General features: G+C 67.2%; 18 protein-coding genes. 7 read left to right on the top strand and 11 right to left on the bottom strand.

The genetic code is table 11. The annotated features are described in order from the left end of the window. Positions 1 to 50: 50 nt before the first annotated feature. Positions 51 to 3785, top strand: coding sequence for a multifunctional oxoglutarate decarboxylase/oxoglutarate dehydrogenase thiamine pyrophosphate-binding subunit/dihydrolipoyllysine-residue succinyltransferase subunit (locus EAH68_RS01510; protein ID WP_126119559.1), 3735 nt, complete (start codon positions 51 to 53; stop codon positions 3783 to 3785). Positions 3786 to 3879: 94 nt separating this feature from the next. Here the strand turns inward: EAH68_RS01510 and EAH68_RS01515 are convergent, their stop codons facing one another. Together EAH68_RS01515 and EAH68_RS01520 are read right to left on the bottom strand one after the other, a co-directional pair. Then, complete coding sequence (locus tag EAH68_RS01515; RefSeq protein WP_126119560.1) at positions 3880 to 4542, bottom strand: type 2 periplasmic-binding domain-containing protein; 663 nt, start codon at positions 4540 to 4542, stop codon at positions 3880 to 3882. An 11-nt stretch (positions 4543 to 4553) separates the two neighbouring features. Further along, positions 4554 to 5036, bottom strand: a complete 483-nt coding sequence (locus tag EAH68_RS01520) for a YflT domain-containing protein (RefSeq protein WP_126119561.1) — start codon at positions 5034 to 5036, stop codon at positions 4554 to 4556. Positions 5037 to 5087: 51 nt separating this feature from the next. Here EAH68_RS01520 and EAH68_RS01525 point away from each other — a divergent pair, with 51 nt between their 5' ends. The 3 genes from EAH68_RS01525 to EAH68_RS01535 are packed head-to-tail and all read left to right on the top strand — an operon-like array spanning position 5088 to position 8109. After that, entirely contained in the window at positions 5088 to 6395 is a 1308-nt protein-coding gene (locus EAH68_RS01525) for a magnesium transporter MgtE N-terminal domain-containing protein (RefSeq protein ID WP_126119562.1), read from the top strand. Further along, positions 6388 to 6954, top strand: coding sequence for a DUF1003 domain-containing protein (locus tag EAH68_RS01530; RefSeq protein ID WP_126119563.1), 567 nt, complete (start codon positions 6388 to 6390; stop codon positions 6952 to 6954). Before EAH68_RS01525 ends, EAH68_RS01530 begins: the two co-directional genes overlap by 8 nt. Positions 6955 to 6978: 24 nt before the next feature. Next, a complete protein-coding gene (locus tag EAH68_RS01535; RefSeq protein ID WP_126119564.1) occupies positions 6979 to 8109 on the top strand; it encodes an Mrp/NBP35 family ATP-binding protein in 1131 nt (376 codons plus the stop codon). Between the two features lie 413 nt (positions 8110 to 8522). Here EAH68_RS01535 and tatB read toward each other — a convergent pair whose 3' ends face one another. From tatB to sigE, 3 genes are read right to left on the bottom strand one after another with little or no spacing between them, the layout of a single operon-like run. Further along, positions 8523 to 8993, bottom strand: coding sequence for a Sec-independent protein translocase protein TatB (gene tatB / locus EAH68_RS01540; protein ID WP_126119565.1), 471 nt, complete (start codon positions 8991 to 8993; stop codon positions 8523 to 8525). Positions 8994 to 9030: 37 nt separating this feature from the next. Next, positions 9031 to 9426 (bottom strand): anti-sigma factor family protein, encoded by a 396-nt coding sequence (locus EAH68_RS01545; RefSeq protein WP_126119566.1) that lies wholly within the window; start codon positions 9424 to 9426, stop codon positions 9031 to 9033. A gap of 53 nt (positions 9427 to 9479) precedes the next feature. Then, positions 9480 to 10097, bottom strand: a complete 618-nt coding sequence (gene sigE, locus EAH68_RS01550; protein ID WP_241228232.1) for an RNA polymerase sigma factor SigE — start codon at positions 10095 to 10097, stop codon at positions 9480 to 9482. 151 nt (positions 10098 to 10248) lie between these two features. Between sigE and EAH68_RS01555 the strand changes: the two genes are divergently transcribed. Further along, the gene (locus EAH68_RS01555) at positions 10249 to 10896 is read left to right on the top strand and encodes an O-methyltransferase (RefSeq protein WP_126119568.1); all 648 of its coding nucleotides are present in this window, start codon (positions 10249 to 10251) and stop codon (positions 10894 to 10896) included. Between the two features lie 65 nt (positions 10897 to 10961). On the opposite strand, the gene glgC is transcribed toward EAH68_RS01555, so the two are convergent. After that, positions 10962 to 12179: a glucose-1-phosphate adenylyltransferase gene (glgC, locus tag EAH68_RS01560; protein ID WP_126119569.1), complete on the bottom strand. Its 1218-nt coding sequence runs from the start codon at positions 12177 to 12179 to the stop codon at positions 10962 to 10964. A 158-nt stretch (positions 12180 to 12337) separates the two neighbouring features. Here glgC and glgA point away from each other — a divergent pair, with 158 nt between their 5' ends. Continuing rightward, positions 12338 to 13510 (top strand): glycogen synthase, encoded by a 1173-nt coding sequence (gene glgA, locus EAH68_RS01565; protein WP_126119570.1) that lies wholly within the window; start codon positions 12338 to 12340, stop codon positions 13508 to 13510. A gap of 15 nt (positions 13511 to 13525) precedes the next feature. Then, positions 13526 to 14965 carry a GH32 C-terminal domain-containing protein gene (locus EAH68_RS01570; RefSeq protein ID WP_126119571.1) on the top strand — a complete coding sequence of 480 codons (1440 nt, stop codon included), beginning with the start codon at positions 13526 to 13528 and terminating at the stop codon, positions 14963 to 14965. Positions 14966 to 14969: 4 nt separating this feature from the next. Here EAH68_RS01570 and EAH68_RS01575 read toward each other — a convergent pair whose 3' ends face one another. From EAH68_RS01575 to folP, 5 genes are read right to left on the bottom strand one after another with little or no spacing between them, the layout of a single operon-like run. Next, entirely contained in the window at positions 14970 to 15836 is an 867-nt protein-coding gene (locus EAH68_RS01575; protein ID WP_126119572.1) for a methyltransferase domain-containing protein, read from the bottom strand. A gap of 31 nt (positions 15837 to 15867) precedes the next feature. Continuing rightward, complete coding sequence (locus tag EAH68_RS01580; RefSeq protein WP_126119573.1) at positions 15868 to 16035, bottom strand: DUF3117 domain-containing protein; 168 nt, start codon at positions 16033 to 16035, stop codon at positions 15868 to 15870. 43 nt (positions 16036 to 16078) lie between these two features. After that, positions 16079 to 16372, bottom strand: coding sequence for a DivIVA domain-containing protein (locus EAH68_RS01585; protein WP_126119574.1), 294 nt, complete (start codon positions 16370 to 16372; stop codon positions 16079 to 16081). Between the two features lie 2 nt (positions 16373 to 16374). Then, on the bottom strand, positions 16375 to 17112 hold the full coding sequence (locus EAH68_RS01590) for a glucosyl-3-phosphoglycerate synthase (RefSeq protein WP_126119575.1): 738 nt from the start codon (positions 17110 to 17112) through the stop codon (positions 16375 to 16377). Beyond that, on the bottom strand, positions 17109 to 17921 hold the full coding sequence (folP, locus tag EAH68_RS01595) for a dihydropteroate synthase (protein ID WP_126119772.1): 813 nt from the start codon (positions 17919 to 17921) through the stop codon (positions 17109 to 17111). The genes EAH68_RS01590 and folP overlap by 4 nt, the downstream gene beginning before the upstream one ends. Positions 17922 to 17925: the final 4 nt, after the last annotated feature.

Consider the following 17925-nt stretch of genomic DNA (forward strand, 5'->3'; position numbering starts at 1 on the left):
TCAGTTAGACGACTGCACCAAGAAGCAACGAAAAGAGGCGAGCATCTGCCGTGAGCAGCGCAAGTACTTTCGGCCCGAATGAGTGGCTGGTAGACGAGATGTTCCAGCAGTTCCAGAAGGACCCCCAGTCCGTGGACCAGGAATGGCGGGAGCTGTTCAAGAAGAACGGCGCCCCGGTGTCCGCTGCAGCTACACCCAAGGCAGAGCAGGTTAAGGCCAAGGCTCAGACAAAGGCAAACGCTGAGCCCGTCTCTGTCCCCTCTGCGGGTCCCATCGGATCTGATAAGCCGCAGAAGCGGGAGACCGCGGTGACGCAGGAGGCGAAGAAGGCCGCCCCGGCACCGAAGAACCGGAAGAAGCCGGTCTCCCCCATCGACCGTGCCGCAGCCACCCCGAAGCCGGAGGCCGGCGCCAAGCCGCTGCGCGGCATGTTCAAGGCCATCGCCAAGAACATGGACGAGTCGCTCGAGGTCCCCACCGCGACCTCCGTGCGCGACATGCCGGTCAAGCTGATGTTCGAGAACCGTGCCATGGTCAACGACCACCTGGCCCGCACCCGCGGCGGCAAGATCTCCTTCACCCATATCATCGGCTACGCCATGGCCAAGGCAATCCAGGCCCACCCGGACATGAACGTCTCCTACGACGTCATCGACGACAAGCCCTCCGTGGTCACCCCGGACCACATCAACATCGGTCTGGCCATCGACCTCCCCCAGAAGGACGGCTCCCGCGCACTCGTGGTCGCCGCCATCAAGAAGACCGAGTCCATGGCCTTCGACGAGTTCGTCGAGGCCTACGAGGACATCGTCGCCCGCTCGCGCATCGGCAAGCTGACCCTCGACGACTACCAGGGTGTCACCGTCTCGTTGACCAACCCGGGCGGCATCGGCACCCGCCACTCCGTCCCCCGCCTGACCAAGGGGCAGGGCACCATCATCGGTGTCGGTTCCATGGACTACCCGGCCGAGTTCGCCGGCGCCTCCGAGGACCGCCTCGCCGAGCTGGGTGTGGGCAAGCTCGTCACCATCACCTCCACCTACGACCACCGCGTCATCCAGGGTGCAGAGTCCGGCGAGTTCCTGCGCACCATGTCGCAGCTGCTCACCGACGACAAGTTCTGGGACCACATCTTCGACCGGATGAACGTCCCCTACGCCCCGATGCGCTGGGCTCAGGACCTGCCGAACCGCGGCCTCGACAAGAACACCCGCGTCATGCAGCTGATCGAGGCCTACCGCTCCCGCGGCCACCTCATCGCCGACACCAACCCGCTGCAGTGGCACCAGCCGGGCATGCCCGTCCCGGACCACCGTGACCTCGACATCGAGACCCACGGCCTGACCATCTGGGACCTCGACCGCATCTTCCACGTCGGTGGCTTCGGCGGCAAGGAGACCATGACCCTGCGCGAGGTGCTCTCCCGCCTGCGCGCCGCCTACACCCTCAAGGTCGGCACCGAGTACACCCACATCCTCGACCGTGATGAGCGCGAGTGGCTGCAGGACCGCCTTGAGGCGGGCATGCCCAAGCCCACCAACGCCGAGCAGAAGTACATCCTGCAGAAGCTCAACGCCGCCGAGGCCTTCGAGAACTTCCTGCAGACCAAGTACGTGGGCCAGAAGCGGTTCTCCCTGGAGGGTGCCGAGGCACTCATCCCGCTCATGGACGCCGCCATCGACACGGCCGCCGGCCAGGGCCTCGACGAGGTCGTCATCGGCATGCCGCACCGTGGCCGCCTCAACGTCCTGTTCAACATCGTGGGCAAGCCGCTGGCGACGATCTTCCACGAGTTCGAGGGCAACATGACCCAGGGCCAGATCGGTGGCTCCGGGGATGTGAAGTACCACCTCGGCTCCGAGGGTCGCCACATCCAGATGTTCGGCGACGGTGAGATCAAGGTCTCCCTGACCGCCAACCCCTCCCACCTCGAGGCCGTCGACCCGGTCGTGGTGGGCATCGCCCGCGCCAAGCAGGACATCCTGGACAAGGGCGACGACGGCTACACCGTCGTCCCGATGATGCTCCACGGTGACGCCTCCTTCGCGGGCCTGGGCATCGTCCAGGAGACCATCAACATCGCCGGCCTGCGCGGCTACACCGTGGGTGGCACCATCCACATCGTGGTCAACAACCAGATCGGCTTCACCACCACCCCGGACTCCTCCCGCTCCACCCACTACGCCACCGACCTGGCCAAGGGCTTCGACACCCCGGTCTTCCACGTCAACGGTGACGACCCGGAGGCTGTGGTGTGGGTCGGCCAGCTGGCCACCGAGTACCGCCGCCGCTTCGGCAAGGACGTCTTCATCGACCTCATCTGCTACCGCCGCCGCGGCCACAACGAGGCCGACGACCCGTCGATGACCCAGCCGCAGATGTACGAGATCATCACCGACCGCAAGTCCGTCCGTGCCCGCTACACCGACGACCTCGTCGGCCGTGGCGACCTCTCCGCCGAGGACGCGGAGAAGGCGGCACGTGACTTCCACGACCAGATGGAGTCCGTCTTCAACGAGGTCAAGGAATCCGAGAAGGGCAGCCCGCAGGAGCAGACCGGCATCACCTCCTCCCAGGAGCTGACCCGCGGTCTGGACACCTCCATCACCCGCGAGGAGCTGCTGGAGATCGGTCAGGCCTACTCCACCCCGCCGGAGGACTTCGAGTTCCACCCGCGTGTGGCACCGGTGGCCAAGCGCCGCGCCGCCTCCGTCCGCGAAGGCGGCATCGACTGGGGTTGGGGCGAGCTCATCGCCTTCTCCTCCCTGGCCAACACCGGCAGGCTCGTCCGCCTCGCCGGCGAGGACTCCCGCCGCGGTACCTTCACCCAGCGCCACGCCGTCCCGATCGACCCGCGCACCGGTGACGAGTACAACCCGCTGCATGCCCTGGCCCAGTCCAAGGGTGAAGGCAAGTTCATGGTGTACAACTCTGCGCTGACCGAGTTCGCCGGAATGGGCTTCGAATACGGCTACACCGTGGGCAACCAGGACGCCGTCGTCGCATGGGAGGCACAGTTCGGTGACTTCGCCAACGGTGCGCAGACCATCATCGACGAGTACGTTTCCTCCGGTGAGGCCAAGTGGGGCGAGACCTCCGGACTGATCCTCCTCCTGCCGCACGGCTACGAGGGCCAGGGCCCGGACCACTCCTCCGCCCGCATCGAACGCTTCCTGCAGCTGTGCGCCGAGGGTTCCATGACCGTGGCCCAGCCGACCACCCCGGCGAACCACTTCCACCTGCTGCGCCGCCACGCGCTGGGCACCATGAAGCGCCCGCTGGTCGTCTTCACCCCGAAGTCGATGCTGCGTCTCAAGGATGCCGCCTCCGCAGTGGAGGACTTCACCGACATCAAGAGCTTCCAGTCGGTCTACAACGACCCGCGTCTGGTTGATCTGGAGGGCAACAAGGTCGGTGACACCGACAAGGTGACCACCATCATGCTCTGCTCCGGCAAGATCTACTACGAGCTGGAGAAGCGCCGCGCCAAGGACAACCGCGATGACATCGCGATCGTCCGTGTGGAGATGCTGCACCCGATCCCGTTCAACCGTCTGCGTGACGCGTTCGAGCACTTCCCGAACGCCACCGAGATCCGTTTCGTCCAGGACGAGCCAGCCAACCAGGGCCCGTGGCCGTTCTACAACGAGCACCTGCGCAACCTGATCCCGGGCATGCCGGAGATGCGCCGTATCTCCCGCCGTGCGCAGTCCTCGACCGCGACCGGTGTGGCCAAGGTCCACCAGCTGGAGCAGGCCCAGCTGCTCGACGAGGCATTCGCTTAACCGCCGCCCTGTCTGAGAACACCGCCCCCGCCCGGTTCACACCGGACGGGGGCGGTCCCCTTTTTCTCCGGCCGGGTTCGCTCCCGGGCCGGGTTCAGCCGAGCCAGGCAGCGACCGCGCGGGAGGCGGAGGACTCCTCGGCCGCCGAGTCAACGAGGGTGGCGATGTCCTCGGTCGTGAGCAGCCTGGTGACAGCGGTCAGTTCCACGAGCTCCGTCCGGTCGAACAGCTCCCGCTTATACACAGGCACCACCGACCGCGGCAGGTCCGGCGCCTGTTTCTCCCGTGCCTCCTCCGCGCAGGCCTGCGCGGAGGAGGGGTCCGGGGAGATGATGTTGCCGGGCAGGGCCCCGATGAACTCACGGTAGGCCTCGTCGAAGGGGTCCTCGACCTCATCGGCGGCGATCTCCCCCGCCAGTTCCTCCGCCCGGACCGGGTCAAGGGTGTGGAGGAAGACCCCGGTGCAGCCGATGATCATGTCCGTCTCCCCCGAGCGCAGCCGGTCCAGCCGGCTGGTGGCGTGGGGGGTGTCGACGATACTCAGATTCGTCGAACGGCCCAGCTCCTGCAGCGTCTGGGCGTAGACCTCACCGAGGATCAGCTGTTCCGGTGAGTTCGCGGACACGGAGATCTCCACGGCCTTGGTGTGGTTCGGATTGGGGTCACGCCCCGGCTCCGCGGCGGTACACGCGCTCAGGGACAGCAGTCCCACGAGGCCGAGTGCGGGCAGTGCTGCGCGGGTGAGGAGGCGGTTCATGACTGGAAAGTTTACCCGCCGGAACCCGCCTGCCGCGTCAGCCCGGAACGGGCGATGATGTCGCGTGCCTCGGCGGCCCGGGCCGGGTCCGCCAGCACGTCGTAGCGGCCGGCGACGATCTGGGTCCGGGAGGTGAAGTCGCGGCGGCCCGCCGACATCGCGTAGGGCACCGCGGCACTGACGATGCCGAAGATCACACCGATGGCCATGCCCAGCAGCAGAGGAGTGAGGAATCCGCCGCCGAGCAGACCGAACAGCAGCCCGAAGAACAGGCCGATCCACGCACCGGACAGAGCACCACCGCCGATGACCCGCCCCCAGGTCAGCCGACCCGTGACGCGTTCCACCTCCATCAGGTCCACCCCCACGATGGTGAGATCCTGCACCGGGAACTGCACGTCCGAGAGCTTGTCGACGGCCGCCTGCGCATCCTCGTAGGATCCGAAGCTGCCGATCGGCCAGCCCGTCGGGCGGGGACGTAAAGGAGTGCTCATACCCGTTCAACGTGCCGGAGGGGTGTTTGGTTCCGGTCTACACTTGTGCCCATGAGTGCTGTCTCCCGTGTGTACGCAGGTCGCCTGGTCGGTCTGCAGGTCCGGGGTCCGGATCTGGACCCGATCGGGCGTGTCCGCGACGTCGTGGTCAACATCCGCCCCCACGGCCAGCAGTCGCGCGCCCTGGGGGTCGTCATCGAACTGGTAAACCGCCGCCGTATCTTCGTGCCCATGCTGCGCATCGCCGCGATCGAACCGGGCGACATCACCCTGGCGACGGGTTCGGTGTCCATGCGGGCCTTCCAGGTCCGCTCCGGTGAGCTGACCGTCATGGGGGACCTGGTGGGTTCGAAGGTGCACACCGATGCCCCGGAGCAGCCGCAACTGCACGGTCGGGCCGTCGAGATCGCTGATGTCGAACTAGAGCGCTCCCGCACCCGTGACTGGGTGATCACCCGCGCCGCGGTCTTCGGTTCCCGGCCGAAATTCGGTCGCTCCCCGAAGCTGATCCCGGTCCCCTGGTCCCATATCCACGGCGTGACCGCTGCCGGCGTGGGCCAGTCCGACACCATCGCCGAGACCATCGCCGCCTTCGACCGGATGCGCCCGGCGGACGTGGCCAACTACCTCCACGACCTGCCGACCAGCCAGCGGCACCGCCTGGCCAACGAACTCGACGACGAACGCCTCGCCGACATCCTCCAGGAACTGCCCGAGGACCACCAGGCCGAGCTGCTGGAGACCCTCGACATCGAACGCGCCGCGGACGTCCTCGAGGAGATGGACCCGGACGATGCCGCCGACATCCTCCAGGAACTGCCGGACAACAAGGCGGAGGTGCTTCTCGAGCTCATGGATCCGGAGGAATCCGCCCCGGTGCGCCGGCTCATGAGTTTCTCCCCCGACACCGTCGGCGCCCTGATGACCCCGGAGCCGTTGGTGCTCACCCCGCAGACCACCGTCGCCGAGGCCCTCGCCCTGGCCCGTGACCCCGACCTGCCGACCTCCCTGGCCTCCCTGATCTTCATCGTCCGCCCACCGACCGCGACACCGACCGGCAAATACCTCGGCTGCGTCCATCTGCAGAAACTGCTGCGTGAACCACCCTCGACGCTGGTCGGTGGCATCCTAGACCCGGACCTGCCACCGCTCTACGCCGATGACGACCAGGAGACCGCCGCCCGCTACTTCGCCACCTACAACCTCGTATGTGGACCCGTCCTCGACGAGGACCACCACCTCCTCGGGGCGGTGGCCGTCGACGACCTCCTCGACCACCTCCTGCCCGAGGACTGGCGTTCGGAGGGCGTGCGCCCGGCGCGGCGCAGGGGCGTGGATAAGCAGGTGGACCGTGGCTGAATACAGAAGCGTTGACCTGGACACCCCCGTCGGTGGCCGGCGCAGGCTCCCGCGTTTCGACGACGACGCCGTGGGCGCCGGCGCCGAGAAGGTCGCCCGCTTCTTCGGCACCGGTCAGTACCTGGTGTGGCAGACCATCATCGTCATCGTGTGGATCGCGCTCAACGCCGGCGGGTGGTTCATCTGGAAATGGGACCCCTACCCCTTCATCCTGCTCAACCTCGCCTTCTCCACCCAGGCCGCTTACGCCGCACCCCTGATCCTGCTGGCGCAGAACCGGCAGGAGGACCGCGACAAGGTCACCGTCAGCGCGGACCGGCGGCGTGCCGAACAGACCAAGGCCGACACCGAATTCCTCGCCCGGGAACTCGCCGGGGTGCGCCTGGCCGTCGGCGAGATGGTCTCCCGCGACTATCTGCGCCACGAACTCGACGACCTGCGCGGGCTGCTGGAGCGGTTGGAGGCCAAACTCGACGACGTCTCCGCCGATGTCATTGATTCCGCAGGAGACCTCTCCGAGCCCATCCAGGGTGACCTGGCCGAAGACCCTGATCGTTGACATGCCTACTACGATGGGTGTGCCATGTCTGTTATCACCGAATCCGCTGTCCGCAGCGCGCTGTCCCGCGTAGAGGATCCTGAAATCGGCAAGCCCCTCACCGAGCTGGGGATGGTCAAGTCAATCAACGTCTCCGGCCCGGACGTCGCGGTCGAAATCTACCTCACCATCGCCGGCTGCCCGATGAAATCCACCATCACCGGCAACGCGCAGGCCGCCCTGGAGGAACTCCACGGCGTGGGTGCCGTCACCGTCACCACTGACGTCATGAGTGACGAACAGCGCCGCGAACTACGCGTATCCCTGCGCGGCGGCGCCGAGGAACCCACCATCCCCTTCGCCGAGCCCGATTCCACCACCCGCGTCTACGCGGTGGCCTCCGGCAAGGGCGGCGTGGGCAAATCCTCCATGACCGTGAACCTCGCCGTCGCACTGGCCGCCCGCGGCTTCAAGGTCGGTGTCCTCGACGCCGACATCTACGGTCACTCCGTGCCCGGTCTCCTCGGCTCCGAGCAGCGCCCTACCGCCGTCGACGACATGATCATGCCGCCGATCGCCCACGGTGTGAAGCTCATCTCCATAGGCCACTTCGTCGACGGCAACGCCCCCGTCGTCTGGCGCGGCCCCATGCTCCACCGTGCGATCCAGCAGTTCCTCGCCGACGTCTTCTGGGGCGACCTGGACTTCCTGTTCATGGACCTGCCGCCCGGAACCGGCGACGTGGCCATCTCCGTGGCCCAGCTGGTGCCCAACGCCGAGTTGCTCATCGTGACCACCCCGCAGGCCGCGGCCGCCGAGGTCGCGGAGCGGGCCGGCTCCATCACACAGCAGACCCGCCAGCGTGTCGCCGGTGTCATCGAGAACATGGCCGCCATGGTGCTCCCCGACGGCTCCACCCTCGACGTCTTCGGGGCCGGCGGCGGCGAACACGTCGCCGAACGTCTCTCCGTCCTCACCGGCGGGGAGGTCCCCCTCCTCGGCCAGATCCCCCTGGACCCGCAGCTGCGCGTCCACGGCGATGACGGCAACCCCATCGCCGTCTCAGAGCCGGACTCCCCCGCCGGGGTGGCCATTGCGGCGATCGCCGAGCAGCTGATGACCCGCCGTGACTCCCTCGCCGGGAAGCCTCTGGGCCTGGGTGTGAGCCGGAAGTAGTCCGAGCTTCATCCCCGGCCCTGCCGGCACCGAGGTGGGCCTGGAAAAAGCGAACGTCCCACCATCCGCAGATGGTGGGACACAGCTATTCGGACCGCAGTTCACCACCCCATTCCAGGGGTGGCCCGGCAGGCACTCTCTCCATAAGTCCAGATAGAGCCACTTATGCTGCGCATCCGCCGAAACACAGGATGCATAGAACACTCCCTACCGGAAGGCGGAATCCACCCATCCGCCCCCTTTTTTCCCCCCGAATTCGACAGTCTACGTCGTTCAATAACGCTTCCGAAAGACTGAAATTTACCGGGCAATAGTCAGAAATTCATCTGCATAAATAATTTCCGGCAGATTATATGCATTGTTTCCCACCGGTCCGCTCGGCCCGCACGGGGCCCCAGGACCCCAGACCACCCTCAGGTGATGTCCGTCCAGGAGAAACCGCCCCCGGTCCCGTAATCGCCCTTCCCGCCCTCCCGACCATCCCGGTCGGGTTGGCCTGGATACTGCGGGCCCGAAAGGCGTGCCCCCCGCGCCTGCTGCTGGGAAGGCTGCGGCTGCGGGGTGCGCGGATCCTCCTCCATCATCTTCTTCGGATCGAAATCGTCGAGGGCGGAATCGTCGCCGTCGAAAAGCGCCTTCGTTATGGCGCCCCGCGGCCCCAGGCGCGTGTACTCGGCAACCTGTTCCATAGGTTTACGAAACTGCTCGAATTCCTCGCCGAGCTCACCGTTGAGCTCCTTTTTGGCATTGTTGATCGCGCGACGTGCCGCGAAGATCGCGGCGCGCACATCCTCGATCAGGCCGGGCAGACGCTCCGGTCCTACGACGATGAGGGCCACGATCACCAGCGTGAAGATCTCCAGCCAACCGATACTCTGAAACACATATCCACCTTAGCCCCACCGCACGGTGGGGACCGGTCTAGAGTCCCTGGTTGCGCCTGACCGCCCGCAGCATCATCTCCACCTTGTCCAGCAGACACTCCGGCCCGGGGGTGGGGGTGGACTCCGCATCCGGCCCCGCCTTCACTGGGCCGCTGGCGATACCCGTCAACCGGGCGAGCAGGTCATGGGGTGCGCGGACGTCTTCCCCGATGTTGGAGCCGCGCAGCCACTCCGAGGCACCCCGCTGCCTCTCGATCTCATTACGGCACTCCCCGCAGTGCACGAGGTGCACGCGGGCGCGGTGCGTCGCGGGGTCCGTGAGTTCCCCGTCCACGAAAGCTGCGACGGCCTCCGGACTCAGATGCTCGACAGAGGCGAACTCCCGGCGCCCACGCGGTCGGCGCGGAAAGCGCGACAGGTTGGGACGGATCATCGATACCACTGGCCTCCTCACATTCTTCTACCGCCAGAATACTCGCGAAAGATTCAGCGGGTCCGCAGCAGCAGCTGGGCGCCCTCATCTTTCTGGGCGGCGACCTCCAGACTGGCCCGCAGCTGGGTCCGGCCGCGGTGGATGCGGGAGCGCACGGTACCCATCTTCACGCCGAGGGTGTCAGCGATCTCATCGTAGGACATGCCCACCACATCACACAGCACCACAGCCACCCGAAAATCAGGGCTGAGGCTGTCCAGTGCTGCCTGGAGGGCGGGATCGAGGTTGGCCACGTTATAAGCCTGCTCCGGGGTCATGTCGGTGCCCGGGAGACGGTCGTAGTCCTCCGGCAGGGCCTCCATGCGGATCTTGCTGCGGTGGCGGACCATGTCCAGGAAGAGGTTGGTGGTGATGCGGTGGAGCCACCCCTCGAAGGTGCCCGGCTGATAGTGCTTGAGGGAACGGAACACGCGCATGAAGGTCTCCTGGGTGAGATCATCGGCGTCGTGCGGATTACCCGAGAGACGGAAGGCGAGACGGTAGACACTGTCGGCATGTTCCGCCACCAGCTCTCCCCAGCCCGGCATCTCCCCCTGTCCGGCATCGAACGCGGCAGTACCGGTGAGGTCGTCGGCCTGGTTCTGGTCGTCGTATCCTGTGGTGCGCGTCATGACATCCATCGTGCTACATCGGACTGCGGAACACTACACAATGAACTGGCAACCTTCTGTGAAGACCCCCGGAAGGGACCCACTGGCCACATCCGTCACAAACCCGCGGGTCCGGGGAAAACAGTCCCGCGGCAACCTAGACTGGTCAATTGTGACTGACACGGCTTATTACGCATTGCGCTCCTACATCGAATCAACCTCGGAGAATCCCGACGCCCTCGCCGCGGCCCGACGCGACGCCGAGGAGTTCGGGCTCTCCGTCCCCGACGAGATGACCGGCCAGCTCCTGGCCACCCTCGCGGCTTCCGCCGGCTCCGAGAAGTCCACCGGAGCCGTGGCCGTGACCCCCGCCGCCGGGGTCGTCGGCCTGTACGTCCTCCGCGGCCTGGGACCCCGCGCGACGATGACGTGCATCGACCCCGAGGTCGAGCATCAGACCCAGGCCCGCGCCGTCTTCCGCGAGGCCGGCTACGCCCCCTCCCGGGTCCGTTTCCTCCCCTCACGCCCCCTCGACGTGATGAGTCGCCTGGCGGCCGGTTCCTACCATCTGGTCTACGCCGAGGTCCCACCCGTCGAACTCCCCGCCGTCCTCGAGGCTGCCTGGCCGCTGCTCGCCTCCGGCGGCACGCTGGTCCTGGCGGACTCGCTCCTCGACGGCACCCTCTCCGACGACTCCCGCCGCGACCGCTCCACCGCGGCCGCCCGGGAAACCGATGAGCTGGCCCGCAACCTGGAGGGCGCCCTGGTCACCCGCCTGGCGCTGGGTTCCGGACTGACGCTGATCACACGGCTGGGGTAGAACGGGCGTCGAGAAGCGGGCCGCGGACGTTCACTCAGCTGACGCCCCCGGCCCGCCGGCTCCTGCTAGACGACCTCGTTCTTGCCCACCACGACGACACCGCCGGAGGAGATCTTGAAGCGGGCCTCGTCGCGGCCGCGGTCGACGCCGACGATCTCGCCTTCGCGGACGTAGACGTTCTTGTCCAGGATCGCGTGGCGGACGACGGCCCCCCGGCCGATGCGCACGCCCGGTAGCAGCACAGACCCCTCGACAGTCGCGCCCTCGGCGACATGGACGTCACCGGCCAGCACCGAGTTTCGGACCGTGCCGCCGGAGATGATCGAACCCGGGGCCACCATCGAGGACTGGGCGATGCCGCCCTGGGTGAACTTCGCGGGCGGGAAGTTCTGGTCATCGGTGGAGTGGATCGGCCACATGCGGTTGTACAGGTTGAACACCGGGTGGACGGAGATCAGGTCCATGTGCGCCTCGTAGTAGGCGTCGATGGTGCCGACGTCACGCCAGTAACCCTGGTCACGCTCCGTGGCACCCGGTACCTCATTGCGGGAGAAATCGTAGACGTGGGCGTCACCGCGGTTGACGAAGTACGGGATGATGTCACCGCCCATGTCATGGTCGGAGTCCTCGTTCTTCTCGTCCTCCAGCAGCGCCTGGATCAGGGCGTCCGTGGTGAACACGTAGTTACCCATGGAGGCGAAGGTGACGTCCGGGTCATCCGGGGTGCCGGGCGGATCGGCCGGCTTCTCCAGGAACTCGGTGATGTTGCCCTCGTCGTCGGCTTCGATGACACCGAAGGCGGAGGCGTCAGCCCGCGGGACACGGATGCCCGCGACCGAACAGGACTTGCCGGATGCGATGTGCTCCTCGACCATCTGCGAGGGGTCCATGCGGTAGACGTGATCCGCACCGAAGACGATGACGTAATCCGGCTTCTCGTCGTAGATCAGGTTCAGGGACTGGACGATGGCGTCCGCGGAACCGGTGAACCAGCGTTTGCCGCGGCGCTGCTGGGCAGGCACCGAGGCGATGTACTGGCTGACCGGGCCGTGTAACGCCCAGGCCTGGGAGATATGGCGGTCCAGCGAGTGCGACTTGTACTGGGTCAACACCGCGATCTTGTGGTAGCCCGCGTTGACCAGGTTCGACAGAACGAAGTCGATGAGACGGTAACTACCCCCGAACGGGACCGCGGGCTTGGCGCGGTCCTCGGTGAGCGGGAACAGTCGTTTACCCTCGCCGCCGGCGAGAACAATGGATAGAACATTCGGCTGAGTCTTCACGAATCCCAATCTAGGTGCTCGTGGGGGTTTTCGCCGGGGAAGGTGACATTCATTTCTCCTGTGGCCCCCGGGTGGGGTGACCTCGCATTACCCGCGGATCACCCGCTACCCCCGACACCCCCTGCAGTCAGGGAGCTGCGTGGCTACCCTTGACTGTCATGAGAGTCGGAATGTTGACCAGAGAATATCCCCCGGAGGTCTACGGCGGTGCCGGAGTCCATGTCACGGAGCTGACCCGGTTCATGCGTGAGATCACGGAGGTGGACGTCCACTGCATGGGCGCCCCCCGCGACATGGCGGGTGTGCACGTCCACGGAGTCGACCCGGCACTCGAGGACGCCAACCCGGCGATCAGGACGCTGTCCACCGGACTGCGCATGGCCGAGGCGGCAGCAGACGTCGACGTCGTCCATTCCCACACCTGGTACGCCGGCCTCGGCGGCCACCTCGCCGCCCGCCTGCACGGCATCCCACACGTGGCCACCGCCCACTCCCTGGAGCCGCACCGCCCCTGGAAGCGCGAGCAGCTCGCCGGCGGATACGAGGTCTCCTCCTGGTCGGAGAAGAACGCCATGGAATACGCCGACGCCGTCATCGCCGTCTCCGCCCGGATGAAGGACTCCATCCTCGATGCCTACCCGCGCATCGAACCCGACCGCGTCCACGTCGTGCTCAACGGCATCGACACCCAGCTGTGGCAGCCGCGCCCCACCTTCGGGCAGGCCGAGGAGTCCGTCCTCACCGAACTGGGCGTGGACCCGGACCGCCCCATCGTCGCCTTCGTCGGACGTATCACCCGTCAGAAGGGCGTGGAGCACCTGGTCAAGGCCGCCGCCCACTTCGATGAAGGTGTGCAGCTGGTCCTGTGCGCCGGAGCCCCGGACACTCCGGAGATCGCCGCCCGTACCACTGCCCTCGTCGAGGAGCTGCAGTCCCGCCGCGACGGCATCTTCTGGGTCCAGAACATGCTCGACCGCGACCGGATCCAGGAGATCCTCACCGCCGCCGACACCTTCGTCTGCCCCTCAATCTACGAGCCGCTGGGCATCGTCAACCTCGAGGCCATGGCCTGCGGCACCGCGGTCGTCGCCTCCGACGTCGGCGGTATCCCCGAGGTCGTCGTCGACGGCGAGACCGGCACCCTCGTCCACTACGACGAGAACGACCCGGAGACCTTCGAACGCGACATCGCCGCCCAGGTCAACGCAATGGTCTCTGATCCTGCACGTGCCAAGGCCTTCGGCGAGGCCGGCCGCCAGCGTGCCGTCGACGCCTTCTCCTGGGCCACCATCGCCCAGCAGACCGTCGACATCTACCAGTCGCTGCGCTAGGAGGAGATCAATCCCGTGAGCCCCAGTCACCACCGCCCTGAACTGCACGTCACGCCGGAATCCGGCGTCCTGGACGCCCCCGCCGGGGTACTCCTCGACGGCGAGACCTGGCACCTGTTCCACCAGTACCGCCCCACCCCCGATTCCCCCGCCCGCTGGGCCCACGTCGTCTCCGAGGACGGACCCTTCGACTGGGAGATCTGCGACGATGCCCTCGTGCCCGTCGGCGGGGAAACCGCCCTGCGGGCCGGTGCGGTGGTGGCCAACGGGGAAGGGCTGGACCTCTACTTCACCTCCGTCACCGCCGCCGGCACCTCCATCCAGGTTGCACACCTGGCGGAGCTCGGTGAGGCCTGCCCCGTCGCCGACGACGAATTCGCGATGGACCACCGCGTCCAGCGGATCGGCGACGTGGTCAGCGACATCGACGGCCACAGCCGTTTCCGTTCCCCGTGTGTCGTCCCCGACTGGGAAACCGCCGACGACCGGCACCTGGGGCACTCAGGCTGGCTCATGCTCGCCGTCACCGGCCACGGGGACTCCCCCACCCCGGTCGTGCTCACCAGCCCGGACGGGCGTTCCTGGGACTTCACCGGAGCGCTGGAATTCGAGGGGGACCCGGGTTTCGACGCCACCACCATCCTCGTCGGCCCCCGTATCCTCCGGTTGCGTGACGAGGTCGACGGCAACATCTACGACATCCTGCTGGTGACCCTGGAATCCGACGGAATCGACATCTCCGGTTACCTCGTGGGCACACTGCGGGAGGCGACCTTCACCGTGCGGACCCCCTTCACCCGCCTCGACCACGGCCACGACTTCACCCGGCCCCGCAACACCAACGTCACCCCCGGTACCGTGCCCGAGGAGAACCGCTACCAGCAGTCGGTCCTCTTCGGTCTGCTCAACGGCGTGGGCCGCAGGGATGATCCGAACCGCCACCCCTCCCTGGCCGCCGAGAACTGGGCCAACGCGCTGTCCCTGCCGCGGGTGGTCACGCTGCAGGGGGGACTGATCTTCCAGACCCCGCCGGCCGGCCTGCCCGACGCGATCAGCCGCACCGACGGCGCCCGCTCGTGGACCGGGCTGTGCGAGATCCCCGTGGGCAGCAGCCTCACGGCCACGCTTCTCGACGCCGCCGGCAACCCCGCGGCCGTGATCACCCACGCCGGTGACCGGCTCAGCCTGGACCGGTCGATGAACGCCCGGTATTCCGGGGACCCGGTGGCCGGCACCGGCCTGGCGGAGGGGGACACAGATTCACTGTCGATCTTCGTCGACGGCTCCACCGTGGAGGTCTTCGCCGACGGCGGTGCCGTCACCATGGCCAGCCGCGTCTACTTCGAGGGCGGCTGCTCCGCCATCCACGTCGAGACCGACGGGGAGGCTGTCCTGGAACGCCACTGGGAGCGTGGCCCCGTCACATCCGGGGACCTGCCGCACTACGACAGCTAGGGTTCTACGCCCGGCCCATACGCAGCAGGTGGGCCCGGGCGGTGACGGTCATCGTCTCCGGAAGATCGGCGATACGCGCCGCCAGCTCTGCCGGAGCGATGTGCCGGGCGGAGGGACTCATCCCGATCTGCGCGGCGATGGACTCCCGGTCCAGCTCCATCGGGAACTCAATGAGGGCAGGTTCAGTGACCGGGCTGAGATGCCCCTCGGCCTGATTGATGAGCCGGTCGATCTTGCCCTCCTCCACGTCGAGGATGCCCAGCGGACCCCGCAGCTCAGCGAGGTGGCCGCGGTCGGCGGTGAGGAAGATCGCCTGCCCGCCGGGGGTGAGCACGCGGGCGAACTCCGCAGCGTTGCGCGGGGCGAAGACGACGGTGATCACGTCGATCGATGAGTCACGGACCGGCAGCCGCTCCCACACGTCAGCGACGACCGCTCCCACCCGGTGGTGGCACCTGGCCAGCTGGCGGGCTGCGTGGACAGAGATGTCCAGCCCCAGTCCCCGGGAGCCCTCGACCGAATCGAGGGCATGGGAGAGGTAGTAGCCAGTGCCGGCGCCGATCTCCGCGATGACGGGGCGGGCGGTGTCGGGGACGGCGGCGTCGTCAAGCGCATCGTGTACGCCTGCCGCGACCGCCTCCACGAAGGGTGCAAAATGCCCGCGGGACAGGAATGTCTCGCGGGCACGCACCATCTCCATGCTGTCACCCTGATGGCGCAGACCCGCGCCTGCGGCGAGGGTCACATACCCCTGACGGGCCACATCAAAGGAGTGGCCCGACTCGGAGACCAGTCGGGTGTAGTCGTCCACACCGGACAGCAGAGTGCCGTCGGCGGGATCAGCGAGCACGTCGATGATGTCGGAGAGCATGCAGTCGAGCATACCCTCACAGATGGTGGGCCTATTCAGCCGCAGCGGTGAGCAGAGCGCCGAGCTCGGCGGCCTCCTCCTTGCTCATCTCCACAACCAGGCGACCTCCCCCGTCAGACGGGATACGCATCACGATCTTCCGGTTTTCCTCAACCGCTTCCATGGGACCGTTACCGGTACGCGGCTTCATAGCTGCCATATTGAGTTGGCTCCTTCTTCTCGGATGGTTTACCCTGACCAGTTTAGTCAATTTTCGGTGAAGAGAGCCGGGTGATCGTTTTCTCCGCCTCCGCCAGCCGCCGGTGGAGCTGGTCGAGGACATCATCAACCTGCTCCGGACGGTAGCCACGGTGGACGATCTCGAACTGCACCGAGTTGAGGTCACCGGCAGCCACCGCCTGCTCATTCCTGTCCCGTGTGTTGTCCGCGTCCAGGGGCGGCAGCACCTCACCCCGGCCGAAGACCGCACCCCAGAACCAGATGCCGACCGCGATGAGCGCGAGCAGGACAATGATCAGCAGCAGCCAGGAGAACATGGCTAGAGAATACCGGACAGGGGCGGCCGCGTTCCGACGCCCGTCTCCCCCACCCCGGCCCGCTCCAGCAGGGTGGCGGCCACGACATCGGCCATCGGCCCCAGCTCCGTGAGCGGCCGGTTGCGGTGCCGGCGCACCCCCAGGTCGACCTGCTGCACGGAGGTCGCGCCGTGGCGGGCGGCGACGTCGACAAGCAGTCCCGCCTCCACCCCGTAACCGGCGGTGAAGGGCAGCGCCAGGGCAGTGGCCCGGCGGATCGCATACTCGCCTGCCAGCGGCTGTCTGATGTGAGCCAGATCAGGGAAGAGCAGGCGCAGCAGGGGACGGGCCGTCAGCTCAGTGACCCGACCACCACCGGTGGGCCGGCCGTCAATGGTGCGCCGGTAGTCCGCCTTGACCAGGTGCACACCCGGGTCCGTGAAAGGCGCGGCCAGGGCGGTGACCATGCCCGTGGCCGGCTGGTGCAGGTCCGCGTCGAGGAAGACCACCACGTCACCTGTGACGGCGGCAACCCCGCGCCACAACGACTCACCCTTACCCGGCACAGGCTCGATACCGGGGAGGATCTCCCGCCAGTTGAGCACCCGGGCACCCGCCGCCGAGGCCTGCGCAGCGGTGCCGTCGGTGGAGTCGGCGTCGATGACCACGACCTCATCAGGTCCATCCGTCAGGGCAGCACGCACCACCGCGGCGACGGTGACCTCCTCATTGAGTGCCGGGATGACCACCGACACCCTCACGCAAGCCCCCGGATGGTGTTCAGCGGGGCTGTGTGACCCGCAATCGCCGCGGTCATGCGGATGACATCGACGGTCTCCGCGACCTCATGTGCCCGGAAGGCGGCCACACCGCGGGCCGCGGCCCAGGCGGTGGCCGCCAGGGTGCCGGCCAGCCGGTCGCCCACCGCCCGATCCACGGTCTCGCCGACGAAATCCTTGTTGGAAAGCGCCATGAGCACGGGCCAGCCGGTGGCCACCAGCTCGTCGATACGCCGCAACAGCTCGAGGCCGTGGAAGGTGTTCTTGCCGAAGTCATGCGTGGGGTCGATGAACACCTTCTCCTCCGGCACTCCGACGGACACGGCCCGTTCCGCCAGGGCGGTGGTCTCGGCGATGACGTCTGTGACCACATCATCAAAATGCACCCGGTGCGGGCGCGTCCGCGGCTCCACCCCACCGGTGTGGGAGCAGACATAACCGACGCCGTGGTGGCCGGCGACCTCAACGAGCTCGGGATCGTGGCCCGCCCACGTGTCGTTGACAAGCCCCGCGCCGGCGCGGATGGCCAGGTCGGCGACCTCAGCACGCCAGGTATCCACGGAGATGAGCACCCCGGGATGGCGGGCGGCGACGGCCTCGATGACGGGGATGACGCGGTCGATCTCCTCGGCGGCGTCGACCAGCGAACCGGGACCGGCCTTCACCCCGCCGATGTCGATGATCGCCGCGCCCTCGGCGACAACCTGGTCACAACGACGCAGGGCGGCCTCGTCGGCGAAGGTCGCGCCGCGGTCATAGAAGGAATCCGGGGTGCGGTTGACGATCGCCATCACC

It is taken from the genome of Corynebacterium hylobatis, assembly GCF_003955685.1.
GTDB classification, from domain to species: domain Bacteria; phylum Actinomycetota; class Actinomycetes; order Mycobacteriales; family Mycobacteriaceae; genus Corynebacterium; species Corynebacterium hylobatis.